The organism is Dysgonomonas sp. PF1-14, from assembly GCF_029892965.1.
Lineage (GTDB): Bacteria > Bacteroidota > Bacteroidia > Bacteroidales > Dysgonomonadaceae > Dysgonomonas.
In genome coordinates this window covers 38,698-54,353 of sequence record NZ_JARXWN010000018.1, presented here as the reverse complement: position 1 = coordinate 54,353, position 15,656 = coordinate 38,698, and the positions used below count along the sequence as shown (strand labels likewise).

General features: G+C 39.1%; 13 protein-coding genes. 10 read left to right on the top strand and 3 right to left on the bottom strand.

Going from position 1 to position 15,656, the window contains the following annotated elements; all coding sequences use genetic code 11:
• Positions 1-37 precede the first annotated feature (37 nt).
• Genes yidC through M2448_RS17305 form a run of 3 tightly spaced genes read left to right on the top strand, consistent with a single transcriptional unit; the run spans position 38 to position 3,442 of the window.
• Positions 38-1,993 (top strand): membrane protein insertase YidC, encoded by a 1,956-nt coding sequence (yidC, locus tag M2448_RS17315; protein WP_280647401.1) that lies wholly within the window; start codon positions 38-40, stop codon positions 1,991-1,993.
• Positions 1,994-2,026: 33 nt separating this feature from the next.
• A complete protein-coding gene (locus tag M2448_RS17310; protein ID WP_280647400.1) occupies positions 2,027-2,584 on the top strand; it encodes a YdeI/OmpD-associated family protein in 558 nt (185 codons plus the stop codon).
• Positions 2,585-2,587: 3 nt separating this feature from the next.
• Entirely contained in the window at positions 2,588-3,442 is an 855-nt protein-coding gene (locus tag M2448_RS17305) for a beta-1,6-N-acetylglucosaminyltransferase (protein ID WP_280647399.1), read from the top strand.
• A gap of 3 nt (positions 3,443-3,445) precedes the next feature.
• On the opposite strand, the gene M2448_RS17300 is transcribed toward M2448_RS17305, so the two are convergent.
• On the bottom strand, positions 3,446-3,817 hold the full coding sequence (locus M2448_RS17300) for a 2-amino-4-hydroxy-6-hydroxymethyldihydropteridine diphosphokinase (protein ID WP_280647398.1): 372 nt from the start codon (positions 3,815-3,817) through the stop codon (positions 3,446-3,448).
• A 68-nt stretch (positions 3,818-3,885) separates the two neighbouring features.
• Between M2448_RS17300 and kdsB the strand changes: the two genes are divergently transcribed.
• The 4 genes from kdsB (at position 3,886) to M2448_RS17280 (ending at position 11,433) form a co-directional block, all read left to right on the top strand.
• Positions 3,886-4,629, top strand: a complete 744-nt coding sequence (gene kdsB / locus M2448_RS17295) for a 3-deoxy-manno-octulosonate cytidylyltransferase (RefSeq protein ID WP_280647397.1) — start codon at positions 3,886-3,888, stop codon at positions 4,627-4,629.
• 269 nt (positions 4,630-4,898) lie between these two features.
• Entirely contained in the window at positions 4,899-5,528 is a 630-nt protein-coding gene (locus tag M2448_RS17290; RefSeq protein ID WP_280647396.1) for a TetR family transcriptional regulator, read from the top strand.
• An 18-nt stretch (positions 5,529-5,546) separates the two neighbouring features.
• A complete protein-coding gene (locus M2448_RS17285) occupies positions 5,547-9,794 on the top strand; it encodes an acyl-CoA dehydratase activase (protein ID WP_280647395.1) in 4,248 nt (1,415 codons plus the stop codon).
• A 418-nt stretch (positions 9,795-10,212) separates the two neighbouring features.
• A complete protein-coding gene (locus tag M2448_RS17280; protein WP_280647394.1) occupies positions 10,213-11,433 on the top strand; it encodes a site-specific integrase in 1,221 nt (406 codons plus the stop codon).
• A 408-nt stretch (positions 11,434-11,841) separates the two neighbouring features.
• On the opposite strand, the gene M2448_RS17275 is transcribed toward M2448_RS17280, so the two are convergent.
• Positions 11,842-12,141: a helix-turn-helix domain-containing protein gene (locus M2448_RS17275; RefSeq protein ID WP_280647393.1), complete on the bottom strand. Its 300-nt coding sequence runs from the start codon at positions 12,139-12,141 to the stop codon at positions 11,842-11,844.
• Entirely contained in the window at positions 12,141-12,374 is a 234-nt protein-coding gene (locus M2448_RS17270) for a helix-turn-helix domain-containing protein (protein ID WP_280647430.1), read from the bottom strand. Before M2448_RS17270 ends, M2448_RS17275 begins: the two co-directional genes overlap by 1 nt.
• A 943-nt stretch (positions 12,375-13,317) precedes the next feature.
• On the opposite strand from M2448_RS17270, the gene M2448_RS17265 reads away from it, so the two are divergent.
• From M2448_RS17265 to mobB, 3 genes are all read left to right on the top strand, one after another.
• A complete protein-coding gene (locus M2448_RS17265; protein ID WP_280647392.1) occupies positions 13,318-13,638 on the top strand; it encodes a DUF3408 domain-containing protein in 321 nt (106 codons plus the stop codon).
• A 305-nt stretch (positions 13,639-13,943) separates the two neighbouring features.
• Complete coding sequence (locus tag M2448_RS17260) at positions 13,944-14,375, top strand: hypothetical protein (RefSeq protein WP_280647391.1); 432 nt, start codon at positions 13,944-13,946, stop codon at positions 14,373-14,375.
• Positions 14,360-15,583, top strand: a complete 1,224-nt coding sequence (gene mobB / locus M2448_RS17255) for a conjugal transfer protein MobB (protein WP_280647390.1) — start codon at positions 14,360-14,362, stop codon at positions 15,581-15,583. Before M2448_RS17260 ends, mobB begins: the two co-directional genes overlap by 16 nt.
• Positions 15,584-15,656 lie beyond the last annotated feature (73 nt).

Here is a 15,656-nt window from a genome sequence, read left to right as displayed (position 1 = left end):
TTGTGAAATAGAATAATAAATTTATACAAAATTATAGATGGATAAGAATACGATTATCGGATTTGTACTTATTGCTGCTGTAATTATTGGCTTTACCCTGCTGAACCAGCCTTCGGCAGAAGATATTGCCCGGCAGAAGGAACAGTTCAGGAAAGATTCGATAGAATACGCTCAAACCCTGCTAAAAGAACAAGAGAAACTTATACCTGATACGTCGGGTGTGAAAAAGGAAAATGCTGCCGACGACTTTTTTGCAGCTTCGGCTCAGGAAGACTCTGTAAGTATAGCGGTAGACTCTTTACAAAACGCGGCTCAACAGGCAGAACAATTTGTTACCCTAGAGAATGATAAACTCAAAATCGTTTTCTCTACCAAAGGAGGACAAATGGTGAGTGCCCGCCTGAAAGATTATATGGGCTATAATGTGCATACTAAGGATAATACGGATTCTTTATATCTCTTTAATAACAATGACGCCGAATTTTCATTACTGTTAACCAACAGACAACGTAAGGTATTGCGCACCAGTGATCTGAACTTTACCCCCATACAGACAGATAGTGCTAATTCGCTGATCATGCGCTATTCGTATTCGGCAAATCAACATATCGACTTTGTGTACAAGCTGTCGGATGATAATTATATGATGAAATATGACATCAATCTGGTAGGCTTGCAACCGATGCTCGACAGAGATAAGGCAGACCTTATCGAAATGACCTGGTCGCATAAAATGCGCAGACAGGAGAAGAGCCTAAAGAACGAGCAACGTTATTCTCATGTTTACTATAAATATGTGGGTGGTGATGTCAAAGAACTGAGCGCCGATAAGAACGATGAAGTAGAAGTAAAAGAACCGGCTAAGTGGATTGCATTCAAAAACCAGTTCTTTGCGCCAATACTTATTGCTGACGAAAAAATAGAAACCGTTTTGCTTGAGTCTAAAATACTAGCTAAGGAAAACGAAGATAGTGAGTATCTGAAAGCATGTTCGGCACACATATACACGCCGGGCAAGGTAGATATGAATGACGGAACGATGCGTGCCGGGTTTACATATTACATGGGACCGATGTCGTACACTGCGCTGAAAAATTATGATAGCCATATAAAAGATGTGGATAAACAACTCGATCTGGATAAACTAGTTCCACTAGGCTGGACTTTATTCCGTTGGGTAAACCAGTATTTTGTAATTCCTATCTTTAATTTCCTTAGAGGTACAGGCTTGTCGATGGGTATTGTTATTCTGTTGTTGACGATAATCGTTAAGCTGGTAATCTCGCCATTGACTTATAAATCTTTCATGTCGTCTGCCAAGATGCGTGTATTACGCCCTCAGGTAGAGGAGCTGAATGCCAAGTTCCCTAAACAGGAGCAGGCAATGGAAAAGCAGCAGGCTACTATGGCGCTCTATAATAAGGCCGGGGTAAACCCGATGAGTGGGTGTATACCGCTACTTTTACAGATGCCTATACTCATAGCCTTGTTCCAGTTCTTCCCGAATGCGATAGAACTGCGTCAGCAAAGTTTCCTTTGGGCAAATGACCTCTCTACTTATGATGCTATTATAGAATGGGGAAGCTCTATTCCACTGATTGGATCTCATATCAGTTTATTCTGTATTCTGATGACCATAACGAATATTATTTATACTAAATTCAATATGGAAATGACCAATACCGGACAACAACAAATGCCGGGTATGAAGTGGATGATGTACCTGATGCCGCTGATATTCTTGTTTGTATTGAACGATTTCCCTTCGGGGCTTACATATTATTACTTCCTGTCTCTGTTGATAACAATACTGTTGACTATAGGGTTCCGCTATATGATAGATGAAGAAAAGGTATTGGCAAAACTGGAAGCGAATAAAGCCAAGCCGAAGAAGAAATCAGGATTTATGGCTCGCCTTGAAGAAGCTCAACGCTTACAGCAACAGCAACTGAAAGAAAAGAATAAGACCAATAGTACAAAACGTAAAAGATAGGACTTCTTTTACTTTACCAAACCTCTTTCTGTGATGAATACATTATATGTGAAAAACAGGGAAGAATGGCGTAAATGGCTGGAAGCTAATTTTCAGACAGAAAATGAAATATGGCTTGTCTGCCCTAAAAAGTCTTCAGGAGAAGAGGTAATATTATATAACGATGCCGTAGAAGAAGCGCTATGCTTCGGATGGATCGACAGTATATTGAAAACGCTGGATGAACACCATACCATCCAGCGTTATTCCGTTCGTAATACCAAGAGTACTTATTCGCAACTGAATAAGGAAAGAATCGTCTGGCTACACAAAAATAACATGATCCATCCGTCGGTAGTTGATTCCATACGCTTTATTCTGGAAGAAGAATATGTGTTTCCCGACTACATTATCGATGAAATAAAAAAGGATGAGTTGGCTTGGAAGAACTTCTCGTCTTTCTCCGATTCTTATAAGCGGATAAGAATTGCATATATAGATATGGCTCGCGATAATCCGAATGATTTACAGAAACGACTGACGCATTTTCTTGAAAAAACAAGGGCTAATAAGCAGATAAAAGGATATGGCGGGGCAGAAAAATACTATTGAGAAATGAAAATATGTTACCTCATATTAGCTCACAACAATTTCAAGCATCTCGATCGTTTGATAGAGGTGCTGAATGGAAAAGATGTTTCATTCTGCATTCATATCGATAAAAAGGTAAGTGAAACATACAGCCCGTCTTTACCTAATGTAAGTGTAATATCTGAACACATTGATATTAACTGGGGTGGATTTACCATGATCGAAGCCACTCTGGCTCTGATGGAGTATGGTGTCGGTTACATGATTGATGCAGATTACTATATACTGATAAGTGGGGTAGACTATCCTATACGTCCAAAACAATTTCTGTTCGATCTGCTGAAAGAGGGAAAAGAATATATAGATATAGCCCCTGTACCTGTACCGTTTAAACCAATAGAGCGGTACGAATATTATTACTTTGATTTCAAGCGTCGAAATGCAAAACTCTACAATCCGTTTTTACTTACCGAGATTTTATTGAAAAAGCTGAAGGTGAAACGGAAAGCCCCATTTAAAATTTATGCCGGAACTCAGTGGTTTGCTCTTACTGCCGACTGTGTACATTATATATTAAAAACTATAGCTGAAGATAAAAGATACATAAAATTCTTTCGCCATACGCTGGTTCCCGACGAGGCCTTTTTTCAGACTATAATAGGAAACTCTCCTTTCATGTCGCAAACCCGTTCGAGCCTTACGTACACCGATTGGGAAGTACCCAGCCCTCCTGCGACAATGGAAAACCGCCATGTGGATTTTCTGAAAACGCATATTGAATTTAATGATGAGTATGGTACGCGCTTTCCTTATTTTGCCAGAAAGTTTAATAATGATAGTGGAGATGTGCTGAGGCGGATACAGGAAGAACTCTGGTAGTAGTCAGCTTTCCAGTGTAGGCAGCAGGTCTGCTATATAATCTCTGCTTATTTCGCCAGGTTTCAATACTTCTTCATTCCAGATAACGAGGTCAATATCTATTTTTACAATGCCCTTTGCCTTATCAGATGCCTTTCGCCCTATTTGTTTCTCTATAGATTTTAATAAGGGAGTTACTTCTTCTTTATTTTTCGATGTATAGCCGATAGCCAGTTGGTTCAGAAAATCGTTCTTGTAGGCAGAGCCATAGGGTGTGGTTATAGATGTCTCTGAATAATGTATTTCTTCAAATAAATCATTCAACATCTGATGACAAAGAATCAGATTAGTTTCTCTGTCTTCGTTCGTTCCTATACTTAATAAAGCCTTATTCATAACAACTGCAAATATACACTCATTTCTAAAATATGCCTTATCTTTATACCATCTTAATATAATTGGTCATGAAATTTATCGCTATCATTCCTGCACGTTATGCTTCAACCCGTTTTCCCGGAAAACCACTGGCCGATATGGGCGGAAAGCCGATGATACAACGGGTATATGAACAAGTGAAAAAAGCAGTAGAGGAAGTGTGGGTTGCAACAGACGATTCACGTATCTTTGATGCGGTAGAGAGCTTCGGTGGTAAAGCTGTAATGACATCGAGCGGGCACCGTAGCGGAACAGACCGCATACAGGAAGCATACACTAAAATAGGTCAGCCTTTCGATGTGATCATCAATGTACAGGGCGATGAACCTTTTATTCAACCGGAACAAATCGAGGCTTTGAAAAACTGCTTTGATAGCAGCACTGTAGAATTGGCAACCCTTGTGAAGCCTTTTAAGAAAGAGGATGGGTTTGATGCGCTGTTTAATGCCAATTCGCCCAAAGTAGTTATCAATAAAAATGACGAGGCGATCTATTTCAGCCGTTCCATTGTTCCTTATATCCGCGATGTGCATCATGCCGAGTGGCTCGATAAACACACTTTCTACAAACATGTAGGTATGTATGCCTACTGCGTCGATGTTCTGGCAGAGATAACTCAACTGCCACCGTCTTCATTAGAGAAGGCCGAATCTTTGGAGCAACTTCGCTGGATAGAGAACGGTTACCGCATACGCGTAGGTTATACCGATGCAGAGACTATCGGTATTGATACGCCGGAGGATATGGAAAGGGCTTTAAAATTCTTACAGTAGTCCCTAATGATTTAAAAACAAGACTCCCGCAATTCGATAATATTCATATTCTTCTTTCTTCTCTATTTTCTACTTTCTATTCTTGGTTTAGCCCGCTAAACCTGAGAATAAAAAGAAAAAAATATATTTGAAATAATACAAAATAAGATTGCCAATCAAATTTAAACAGTTACTTACTTTTTTGATAATTATCTTTAAAAATATAGTTAAACACTTGTTTAGTTAGATGGTCTTGTTTAAATTTGTAATTAAACAATCGTTTAGAACATATGTTTAACTCAGAAGATTCTTCGGAAGTAAAAGACCGGATACTCAAAGAAGCGCAAAAACTTTTTATAAAAAACGGCTTTAAAGGCACGAGTGTAAGGGATATAGCTAAAGCGTCGGGCACAAATGTGGCAATGGTAAATTACTACTTCAAGTCGAAGTATAATTTATTTGAGATCATATTTGAGGATGCACTGGATGTACTTACCAAAAGGATATTTGAGACTATTACCTCAGATCTTCCTATTTTCGAGCTTATCGAGACATGGATACATACCTATTATGAGATACTGTTCGAATACCCTCAGATAGCCGCGTTTATACTCAATGAAGTTAGCCTCAATCCGGAAGGACTGACTCACCGTATAAAAAACAGAAATCCGCTCAGTTCTTTCACTAAGATAGAAGCGCGTATAGAGGAAGAAATAAGGAAAGGAACAATCAGAGAGACACCTGTGGCAGATTTTCTACTCAATATATTGTCTCTGTGTATGTTCCCGTTCATGTTTGGCAATCTGGCAATGACGCTCATGGAAATTCCACGCAACATCTATGATGAGTTGATAGCTAACCATGAAAAATATGTGATAGAGTTTACTATTAATGCCCTTAAACCTTGCAATAACGAATAAAATAAATCCTACATAGTGATGAATAAGAAACAACAATATAGAATGGGGATTGATGTGGGATCTACCACAGTAAAAATTGTCGTTCTTAATGATGAATTACAGATCATACATAAATCATATTGCCGCCATCAGGCGAATATACAGGAAACATTGATTGGCGAATTACGCACAGTCGCAGAATTATTCCCTGAGGCAAGCTTTACTATAAATATATCGGGTTCGGCCGGTATGGGGATCGGCGAGCGTGTCGGTATCTCCTTTGTGCAGGAAGTAGTCGCTGCCGTAGAAGTAGTAAAGAATGTATATCCGGCAGCACATACGCTGATAGACTTAGGTGGCGAAGATGCCAAGATGGTTTTCTTCAACGAAGGACGTCATCCCGATATCCGTATGAACGGAAGTTGTGCAGGAGGTACAGGTGCATTTATCGACCAGATGGCCAGCCTGATGAATATATCTGTGGAAGAGTTGGGAGAAAAAGCCCTGCACTTCGATAAAATATATCCTATCGCTTCACGTTGCGGAGTATTTGCTAAAACAGATGTGCAGAACCTTATCAGCCGTAATATTCCTGTGTCGGATATTTCAGCATCCATACTGCATGCCGTAGCTTTACAGTCTGTGACCACATTAGCGCGCGGTTGCGATGTAATACCGAAAGTAATCTGTATCGGTGGGCCGTTGACTTTTATCCCTGCCCTTCGCAATGCTTTCCGCGAAGTTCTTAAGATTCAGGACTCGGATATAATCGTTCCCGACAACGGAGAATACTTTCCGGCTTGGGGATCGGCTCTTTATGAAGAAGAAAATGCAAAAGTAGGTGGTCTGAAGGAATTGATAGAGAAGCTATCGGAGTCTACATCGTCAAACCATACCGATGCTTTGGAACCCTTGTTCAAAGATGAACTCGAATATATAGAATGGGATGCCAACCGAAATGTAAAAGAATTGCGGTTTAAGCCTCTGGGCGAAAATAAATATGTAGAATGCTTCTTAGGTATAGACTCGGGTTCTACGACCTCTAAAGTGGTGGTAATGGACTCGGAAGCAAACATCGTCTACAAGTTTTATGGCAACAATGAAGGCAATCCGTTAAAGAAAGTCATGGAGGGATTGTCACTGTTCTACAAAGAGGCAGAAGAAAAGGGAGTAACTGTAAAATTCCTTTCTTCGGCAGCCACAGGATATGGCGAAGATCTGATGAAATCGGCTTTAGGTCTCGATTACGGCATTGTGGAAACAATAGCGCATCTTTCGGGAGCACAATATGTTGATCCTGATGTTTCGTTCGTATTGGATATAGGCGGACAGGATATCAAGTCTATCTTTATCAGCAATGGCGTGATCTCAAATATAGAGTTGAACGAAGCCTGTTCGGCAGGTTGCGGCTCATTCCTGCAAAATTTTGCTACCACCATGAATATGGAACTGGCAGATTTTACACGCGCCGCTTGTCTGGCGAAATACCCGAGCGATCTCGGTTCACGCTGTACAGTGTTTATGAACTCAAAAGTAAAACAGTCTTTGCGCGAAAATGCGGGGAATGACGATATTGCTGCCGGACTGGCGTATTCCGTTGTAAAGAATTGCCTTTTCAAAGTACTTAAAATATCCAACCTGAACATGTTGGGCGACCATATCGTTGTTCAGGGCGGAACATTCCGCAACGATGCTGTTTATCGTGCGTTGGAGATGCTTTCCGGTAAAACGGTGAGTTCTACCGATCATCCCGAACTGATGGGTGCTTTGGGTGCGGCTCTTTATGCTCACAAACTTTGGGAAAAGGGACAGGGCGAAACTAGTTTTGCAGGTCAGGAAGCTCTGTTTGATCTTAGTACGATAGACTCCAAAGAGTTGACATGTAAAGGTTGTACAAACCTGTGCTCGGTACTCCGCTTTAAATTTAACAATGGTAATATTAGCTTTGCAGGTAATAAGTGCGAGAAGGTATTTTATAATAAGAATAATGATCGTAAAGAGGGGTACAATGCTTTCGATAGGAAGAATGAGATATTATTTAACCGTCCGGTAAATGCTGAGAATATCGAAAAAGGAAAAACGATCGGTATTCCCCGCGTACTCAATATGTTCGACAATTATCCATTCTGGCACACACTGCTTACCGAATGCGGCTTTAATGTGCGCTTGTCGCCTGAATCTACATTTCCGCTTTATCAGAAAGGAGTAGGAGGGGTGATGTCAGATAATATCTGTTTCCCTGCTAAACTTGTGCATGGTCATATTCTGGCATTGATAGAACAGAAAGTGGACAGGATATTTTATCCGATTGTGCCGAAAGAAGAAAAAGAATTCGGTCAGGCATCCAATTCGTTCAATTGTCCGGTTGTCAGTGGTTATCCAGATGTTATACAAAGCTCGATAGACCCGTCCGGTCGTCATGGAATACCTTTTGATGAACCTGTCATAACATTCAGTAGCGATAAAGCACTGTATAAAGGATGTTTCGGTTACCTGTCGGGATTGGGAGTTTCCAAATCAGTCTTTGAGAAAGCATTCCAAAGTGCACTGACCGTAAAGAACGGTCTGAAAAAAGAATTATATGACTATCAGAAAGAATTGTTGGATAAAGGTATCGAATCGGGTGAACTCACCTTTGTTGTTGCCGGTCGTCCTTATCATACCGATCCGCTGATACATCAGAAGGTAGGGCAGATTCTTTCCGATCTGGGAGTAACGGTACTCACTGATGATGTTTTCCGTAAGCCCGAAAGTCAAGGCTTCGGCAAATTGAATATTGTTTCACAATGGTCGTATCCTAACCGTGTGGTACAGGCGGCTATGGAAGTAGCTAAACTTCCGCAGAATATACAGTTGATACAACTCAACTCATTCGGATGTGGTCCCGATTCGTTCTTTATGGATGAAACACGCGATATATTAAAGGCTGTAGGTAAAAATATCACCGTTTTGAGAATTGACGAAATTGCCAGTCCGGGATCTATCCGTTTGCGTCTTCGTTCGTTGGTAGAATCTTTGAAGGCTGTAAAATCTTTAGATGTCACTGCTTCTCAGTTCTACAAAGGCTATTCAGTTCCTTACAAGAAAGAGAAAGACAAGAATAAAACAATCCTTCTGCCTTGGCTATGCGATTTCATATCACCTTTTGCTCCGGCATTGGGTGAGTTGTTAGGCCTGAAAGTTGAGAATCTTCCGAAGTCGAATAAAATATCTGCCGATCTGGGACTGATGTATGGAAATAATGAAGTGTGTTATCCGTCAACATTGGTTCTTGGGGATATTATAAACGCCCTTCAGTCCGGTAATTACGATGTGAAAGATATTGTGCTGGCTATTACTCAGACGGGAGGACAATGCCGTGCTACGAATTATATTGCCCAGATCAAAACGGGACTTCAGAATGCAGGATTTAACGATATTCCTGTTATAGCACTCACTTCGGGTGAGACTTATCAGAACGATGAAAGTGAGTTCACATTGGAATGGAAAAAGGTAGCAAAAATAGCTATCCCTCTTGTGCTCTATGGTGATGGGCTACAACAAATGCACAGCGCTATATCTGTCAGAGAAAAGAAAGAAGGGGCTTCTCAGAACGTTTTCGATTTCTATATCGAGCGTGGGATAGATGCTGTGAGGGCAAAAGATGTGAAAACGCTTTTCCGTTTGCTGAAAGAAGCCGTTGAGGACTTTAATAATGTGCCTATTTATGATAAGGAATATTCTAAAGTCGGTCTTATCGGTGAGATATTTGTGAAGTATAACAACTATGCGCAGGCAAATATTTCAGAGTGGCTTCGTTCTAAGAATGTGGAAGTGTCTACACCTCCGCTTCTGGATTTCCTTATGCAGTTCTTTGTTAATAGTAAAGTAAATGTGGAAAACGGACTGGACGAAGAAACTATCTTCTCTAAAACGTTGAAGCCATTGATTTGGTGGTATATAAATGGCAAAGTGAAGAAAGCAGAAAAGATTCTGAGCAAGTTTAAGTTCTACGAAGCATCCGAATCTATCTATGCTAAAGCCGAAGCTGCATCAGAGGTATTGAACTTATCGAATCAGTTTGGTGAGGGTTGGCTTATTCCGGGTGAGATTGCCCACTATGCCCGCAAGGGAGTGAATAAGGTAGTTTGTTTGCAGCCGTTCGGGTGTATAGCCAATCATATTGTGGCCAAAGGAGTAGAGAAGCGCATCAAGGAGATTTACCCGAATATGAATATTCTGTATCTCGATATAGATGGTGGTATAGCTGAGGTAAACCTCCAGAACCGCCTTCATTTTATGATATAAACGGCTAAAATAGCGCATATTTGACTATAATATGGGAAAAAGTAGGGTATTTTTTTGTTTATTCACAAAAAACTTATACTTTTGCACTGCTTTTAAGCAATAGGCTTGTCTCATGGTGTAATGGTAGCACTGCAGATTTTGGTTCTGCCTGTCTAAGTTCGAATCTTAGTGAGACAACGGAGTAGATACGAAGAAAGAAGTAAATCCCTGATAATGAATAATTATTAGGGATTTTTATTTTAGTCCGTTATGCTGAAAACAGTGGTTTAAAGCAACACTTTAGTGGCTTATGAGTGGGACTTCGGATTCCACATAAAATGTCCCATTATTATGATTTTATTCATTGATACACTGTATTTTGCGTAGATATAGCTTGATGATGAGTTAATAACTTTGTATCATTAAAATTGTATTTAAAATGAGAAGAAAATCATTCAGTATTTTGTTCTTTCTCAGAAAGGGCAAATTATTAAAGAACGGACAAGCACCTATTTGTATGCGTATCACTGTGGATAAGAAAAGCTGTGATATCCTTATACGTCGCAGTATCCCTATCGACCAATGGAACCAAACTAAAGAATGTGCTAAAGGTAAAAGCCGCATAGCTGACGAGTTAAACCTTTACATTGAATCTGTCAGGGCAAAAGTCCTGAAAATCCATCGTGAACTGGAAATTGATGGCAAAGCTATAACCGTAGAAACTATTCGTAACAGGTATCAAGGTTTAGGACTAGAGAACAAAACTTTATTAGAAGCATTTGACGAACATAATAAAGAAGTCCGTGCTTTAATAGGTAAGGATTTTACAGAAAAGACCGTTATGCGTTATGAATCCACCGCAGAATATCTGAAAGATTTCCTGAAAAAGGAATACAGACTATCAGACATACCCCTTCGTGAAATAGACCTTAACTTCATTCGAAAATTTGAAACTTATCTGAAAGTACATCGTAATAATGCGCACAACTCAGTCGTAAACCGTTTGAAAAATATTAAGAAGATAATCGGTATAGCTTTGGTAAATGGAGTTCTGAAGCAAGACCCTTTCCTAGGGTATAAATTCCGGCTTGAAGAAACCCATATAGATTTTCTGACACAGGAAGAATTAGAAACACTGATGAATAAGGAGTTTTCTATTCCGAGACTTGAAACAGTACGGGATATATTCGTATTTTGCTGTTTTACAGCACTTGCTTTCACGGATATACATGCCCTTTCCCCCGAACACCTTGTCAGAGATAATAGCGGAGCTTTATGGATTCGCAAAAACAGGCAGAAGACTAATAATATGTGCAACATTCCAGTACTCAGTATAGCTGAAAAACTTATTGATAAATACTCTTCTCATCCTGAATGTATTGAACGCAACCGTGTATTCCCCGTATCCAGTAACCAACGTATGAACGGATACCTGAAAGAACTGGCCGATATATGCGGTATTACTAAGAAACTAACCACACACGTAGCCCGTCATACGGCGGCAACAGTTGTATTTTTAGCCAATAATGTATCGATGGAAAATGTCGCTAAAATACTCGGTCACTCCAATACATTGATGACGCAGCATTATGCGAAAGTGTTGGATAATTCAATCTTGCGGGATATGGCAAATGTAGAGGCTCATTTCAATAACAGATAATTTTTCACTTTGGAAAAAACAGATAAAACCGAAAGCGAATTAAAACTAATCAATCCGCTTTTTATTTTTATAAGCCGTGCGAGACTTTTCGTTATTCCGTTTCCCTGCATAACAAAAAAACTCTCCGGCAAGAAGTGAAGCGTACAATAATGTACACTTCTAGGTAAACTTCTCATTTTTAAAGATTTTCTTTTTATTCCTCCGCCCACAAAAGAACAGGAAGCGAATAAAACGCCAAATCCAAGCCCTGACAGGTTTTCCCTTTAGGAAAAGATTTGTCTCATTTATTCTGCTTCCTGTAAAAAATGGTTACCAGTCGGAAAAAGAAAAAATAATTGTTGTTAGTTAGGGAGGTAATAGTGCTACTATCCGGCTTGGCTTTTTTAGTTAAACTTTGCTTGATTTATATTACTGCCAAGCCTTATAATAATTATCTTCCAGCATCTTATAGATATCCGATTCGGCATAGAGTATCTTGCCCTCCAATTTGTAGAATGCTATCCTTCCCTTGTCCCGGTAATCCTGCAAGCTGCGCATGGATATATGTAGCAGATCGCATACCTGCTTGTTATTCAGGTAATGTTCGCCATATAGTCCGGGTTTGTTTGCTTTGAGGCTTAGCTCGATATTATCCTCCGTCTCCTGTACCAGAGCCAGCAGCTCCTTGATTTCAGGAGAGTTCTTCCCCAATACATCTTCATCTTCCATTATCTTTTATTCTTTAGCGATTTATCAATTCTTGATTTTTCCAATAACAACTGCACATCCGATAGCTTGTAATAACACTTATGCCCGATCTGCGAATAAGGTAATACGCCCCTATCCCGGTACGACTGGAGGGTACGAAGTGAAATCCCCAACAGCAGGAGTACATCCTGATTATCCACCCATTCTCCTTTAGCCGATTTCGGCACCATATTTTTACTTCTTTCATGAAGCATCCTTATCAGTTGCTTCATTCTCTCAAAAACTTTTTCGTCAATAATTTTTAATCCCATAGGCTAATCTTGTTTTAGGTTTATATTATACTTCTCAATAATCGTTCGTTCTGGCAAATAAAGGCACAATATTTGGCTATATCAATAGTCCTCTGCCTGTTGGCATCATTTGGCGCTGATTGACACCGGATAGATGCCATAAAGAATGTTAATCCAAAATTTCCGGTAAAGTAAACCCGAATTATTGATACTAACATCACATTTCAATTCACTGGCAGCCCTTGTCCGACAGTGTCGTTTTTTTTACAAATTCCAGATGGAATAGCAAAATCAATATAAATTTCGGGAGTTCTTTTGAAAGAGTAGGTAAATCCACAGCGGGGTGGTAGTCGTTGGCAGTGGTTGGCCGGGCTTCGATATAATCAATAGGATAAGAAGAAAGCCAGATTTTTTTCAGTAAGTGTTTCAATATTGGTATATAGTAGGATTTTAGTATTTTAGTATTGACACTTGTATTTGCATCAAGATTGACATCAATACCAGAATCAATACATAGAACAGTCCTTCATTCAATATTTCTTTCAATTCATATACTAATCCTTATATAAGGAAGGATTTCGGTTCTTATTCAAATAAGGACATCAGTTTTTGTATATGTATTTATAGATAATTCTATATCAATAAGTCTTTTTGCCTATCTATCAATGATACTATCTATTATTGAATCATTACAGCCATAAGTTATTATTTCATCCGGAAAGCAGAATAGAGCAGGATATATGTCTTCTCTCCCCGGCTTATAAAGCAATATACAGCGATTGAAAGTATAATGCTCCAATCGGGCTGCTTTGTTTTAATTCATTGATATTTATGATTTTATTTGTAGCAGTAATCGACACGGGAATCTGTATTCAAACAAATTATTAATCCATTAATTTATCCGGTTATGAGACAAAGAAAATCTAACACATTAACCAAAGAACAATATACGGAATTGTTCTGTCTGGAGAAGCGCATACGCAACCGCAGGGTAATATATGTCAGTGAAGAAGCTTATCAAAAGCTGAAAGACACTGCCTTTTTATTTAAGTTCGATAATTACACCACTACATCGTCACTGGCAGATGCTATATTAAATGAGCACTTCCAGACAAATAAAGATTTGCTGAATGCTCTATGGCAGGAAGCCGGGGAACAATTCGTAAAAGATATTGATTCTATCGGTTCAAGAAGATCCGACAATGAAGAAGATAATGAATCAGACTGACTCTGATATTTTCTTCCTACTCTCGATAAAGCATGAATCTTATTCAGAGATTACCAATGAATCCGCCTACAAGCGGATTTTCTTAGACATAGGTCTAAGGCGAGTTGTATTTTGAGCCCCTGAAAATAATTTCAGATGCTTCAAAATAACTCGCCCCACTCCTTTGAAAGTCGGGGGAGGAACGCCTCCAAAGTCGGAGTTCAGGAGAAAAAAGATAAAAGACCAGCCCCTTAATCCCCAAAGGGGGAACTGCAAAGTAATCGACGAAGTCAATTATAAATGAAGAAGAACTAAAGACTAAACAGATGCATACAAATAGTAATTCAAGAAAATCCAATTCCGGACGTAAGCCTAAAGCCGATCCGGCTATCCATAGGCATTATGTGCGGCTCAATGAAGCTGACAACATCCGTTTTGAAACGATGTTCCATCTGTCGGGATATAAATATCCGGCTCATTTTATCCGGGATAAGGTGCTGAACAGTTCCCTGAAAGTCAAGATAATTGATAAAGCAAGGATGGATTATATCATAAAACTATCCCAGTTCAGAGGTCAAATGAGAAAGATTGGGAATAATTATAACCAGCTTCTACGCTTACTGAAAGAGCAATTAGGCGAGAAAAAGGCATTGGCTTATCTCTACAAATTGGAGAAAGCGACTATCGGATTGGTTACTACTTATAAGGAAATAGAAATCCAGCTTCAACAATTAGAAAAAGAATGGTTGCAAAAATAAGTTCCAATACCTCCCTTTTCGGTACGCTTTTGTACAATAAAAATAAGATAGATAAAGACGAAGCAGAGCTTCTATCATCCAACAATGTATATGAGAGGACGGATGGTTTATTTGCTATGCAGACTACATTAAAATCATTCGAGCCTTATTTGACAGCTAATAGAAGAACCGAAAACCCGATATTCCATGTATCAATTAATCCCAGTCCGAAAGACAAACTATCCGATGAAGATTACAAGGATATAGCTGATAGGTATATGTTGGATATGGGCTATGGAAACCAACCCTATGTAGTATTTAAGCATACGGACATAGACCGCATTCATCTTCATGTTGTATCAATTCGGGTAGATGAAACGGACAAGAAAATCGATTCCAATTTTGAGAAAGTACGCTCAATGAAGATATGTCGTCAGATTGAGAAAGACTACAATCTGCATCCGGCTACCAAGCAAGAAAAACAGGTATATACTATCCCGACAAAACCATTGAATTACAAAGAGGGAGATGTAAAACGGCAGGTAGGAAATATCGCTAAAGTCATACTTCGGAATTTCAGCTTCCAAACTATTGGGGAATACAATACTTTATTGGAAAAGATGAATGTAACAGTTGAAGAAGTAAAAGGCACTCAAAATAATATCCCGTATCAAGGACTGGTATATTCGGCTTTGGATGATAATAAACAGAAAGTCGGCACACCGTTTAAATCATCCTTATTCGGCAAGGATATCAATTTGCAGATACTCAATCAGCATTTTGAGAAATCAAAACAGCAGATAGCGGACAATAAGACCAGAGAATACTTGAAGCCGATTATCACTAAAGCCATGCAACAAGCTCAATCCATAGATGAATTTTCTCTGCTGCTGAAAGAAAAAAATATAGAGCCTATATTCAGAAGAAACGATCAGAACCGGATTTATGGGGTCACTTTTATTGATTATCAGAATAAAGCTGTGCTGAATGGCTCTCGCTTGGGAAAAGAGTTTTCAGCAAATATGTTTGAGGAGAGATTCAAGAATCCTGTTCCTCAAAGTTTTAATGCCGACCTACAAAACTATGATAATCCAAACAGGCAGAATATAGACATATCTTCTTCATTCCTCTCTTTGTTTGAGCAGCATGGAACAGATATGGAAGAAGATGTATTCTCAAAACGAATGAAACGGCAGGAACAAAAACGAAAAAGAGGATTAAAAAGATAATAAAAAATATATACTTTTTTTAGGTACAATAACTATGCCTAAATATGTCAAATATAGCTATAAACTAGAAGAT

Coding starts and splice junctions, on each gene's coding strand:
- yidC (WP_280647401.1), top strand. CDS start 38: ATGGATAAGAATACGATTATCGGATTTGTACTTATTGCTGCTGTAATT.
- M2448_RS17310 (WP_280647400.1), top strand. CDS start 2,027: ATGAATACATTATATGTGAAAAACAGGGAAGAATGGCGTAAATGGCTG.
- M2448_RS17305 (WP_280647399.1), top strand. CDS start 2,588: ATGAAAATATGTTACCTCATATTAGCTCACAACAATTTCAAGCATCTC.
- M2448_RS17300 (WP_280647398.1), bottom strand. CDS start 3,817: ATGAATAAGGCTTTATTAAGTATAGGAACGAACGAAGACAGAGAAACT.
- kdsB (WP_280647397.1), top strand. CDS start 3,886: ATGAAATTTATCGCTATCATTCCTGCACGTTATGCTTCAACCCGTTTT.
- M2448_RS17290 (WP_280647396.1), top strand. CDS start 4,899: ATGTTTAACTCAGAAGATTCTTCGGAAGTAAAAGACCGGATACTCAAA.
- M2448_RS17285 (WP_280647395.1), top strand. CDS start 5,547: ATGAATAAGAAACAACAATATAGAATGGGGATTGATGTGGGATCTACC.
- M2448_RS17280 (WP_280647394.1), top strand. CDS start 10,213: ATGAGAAGAAAATCATTCAGTATTTTGTTCTTTCTCAGAAAGGGCAAA.
- M2448_RS17275 (WP_280647393.1), bottom strand. CDS start 12,141: ATGGAAGATGAAGATGTATTGGGGAAGAACTCTCCTGAAATCAAGGAG.
- M2448_RS17270 (WP_280647430.1), bottom strand. CDS start 12,374: ATGCTTCATGAAAGAAGTAAAAATATGGTGCCGAAATCGGCTAAAGGA.
- M2448_RS17265 (WP_280647392.1), top strand. CDS start 13,318: ATGAGACAAAGAAAATCTAACACATTAACCAAAGAACAATATACGGAA.
- M2448_RS17260 (WP_280647391.1), top strand. CDS start 13,944: ATGCATACAAATAGTAATTCAAGAAAATCCAATTCCGGACGTAAGCCT.
- mobB (WP_280647390.1), top strand. CDS start 14,360: ATGGTTGCAAAAATAAGTTCCAATACCTCCCTTTTCGGTACGCTTTTG.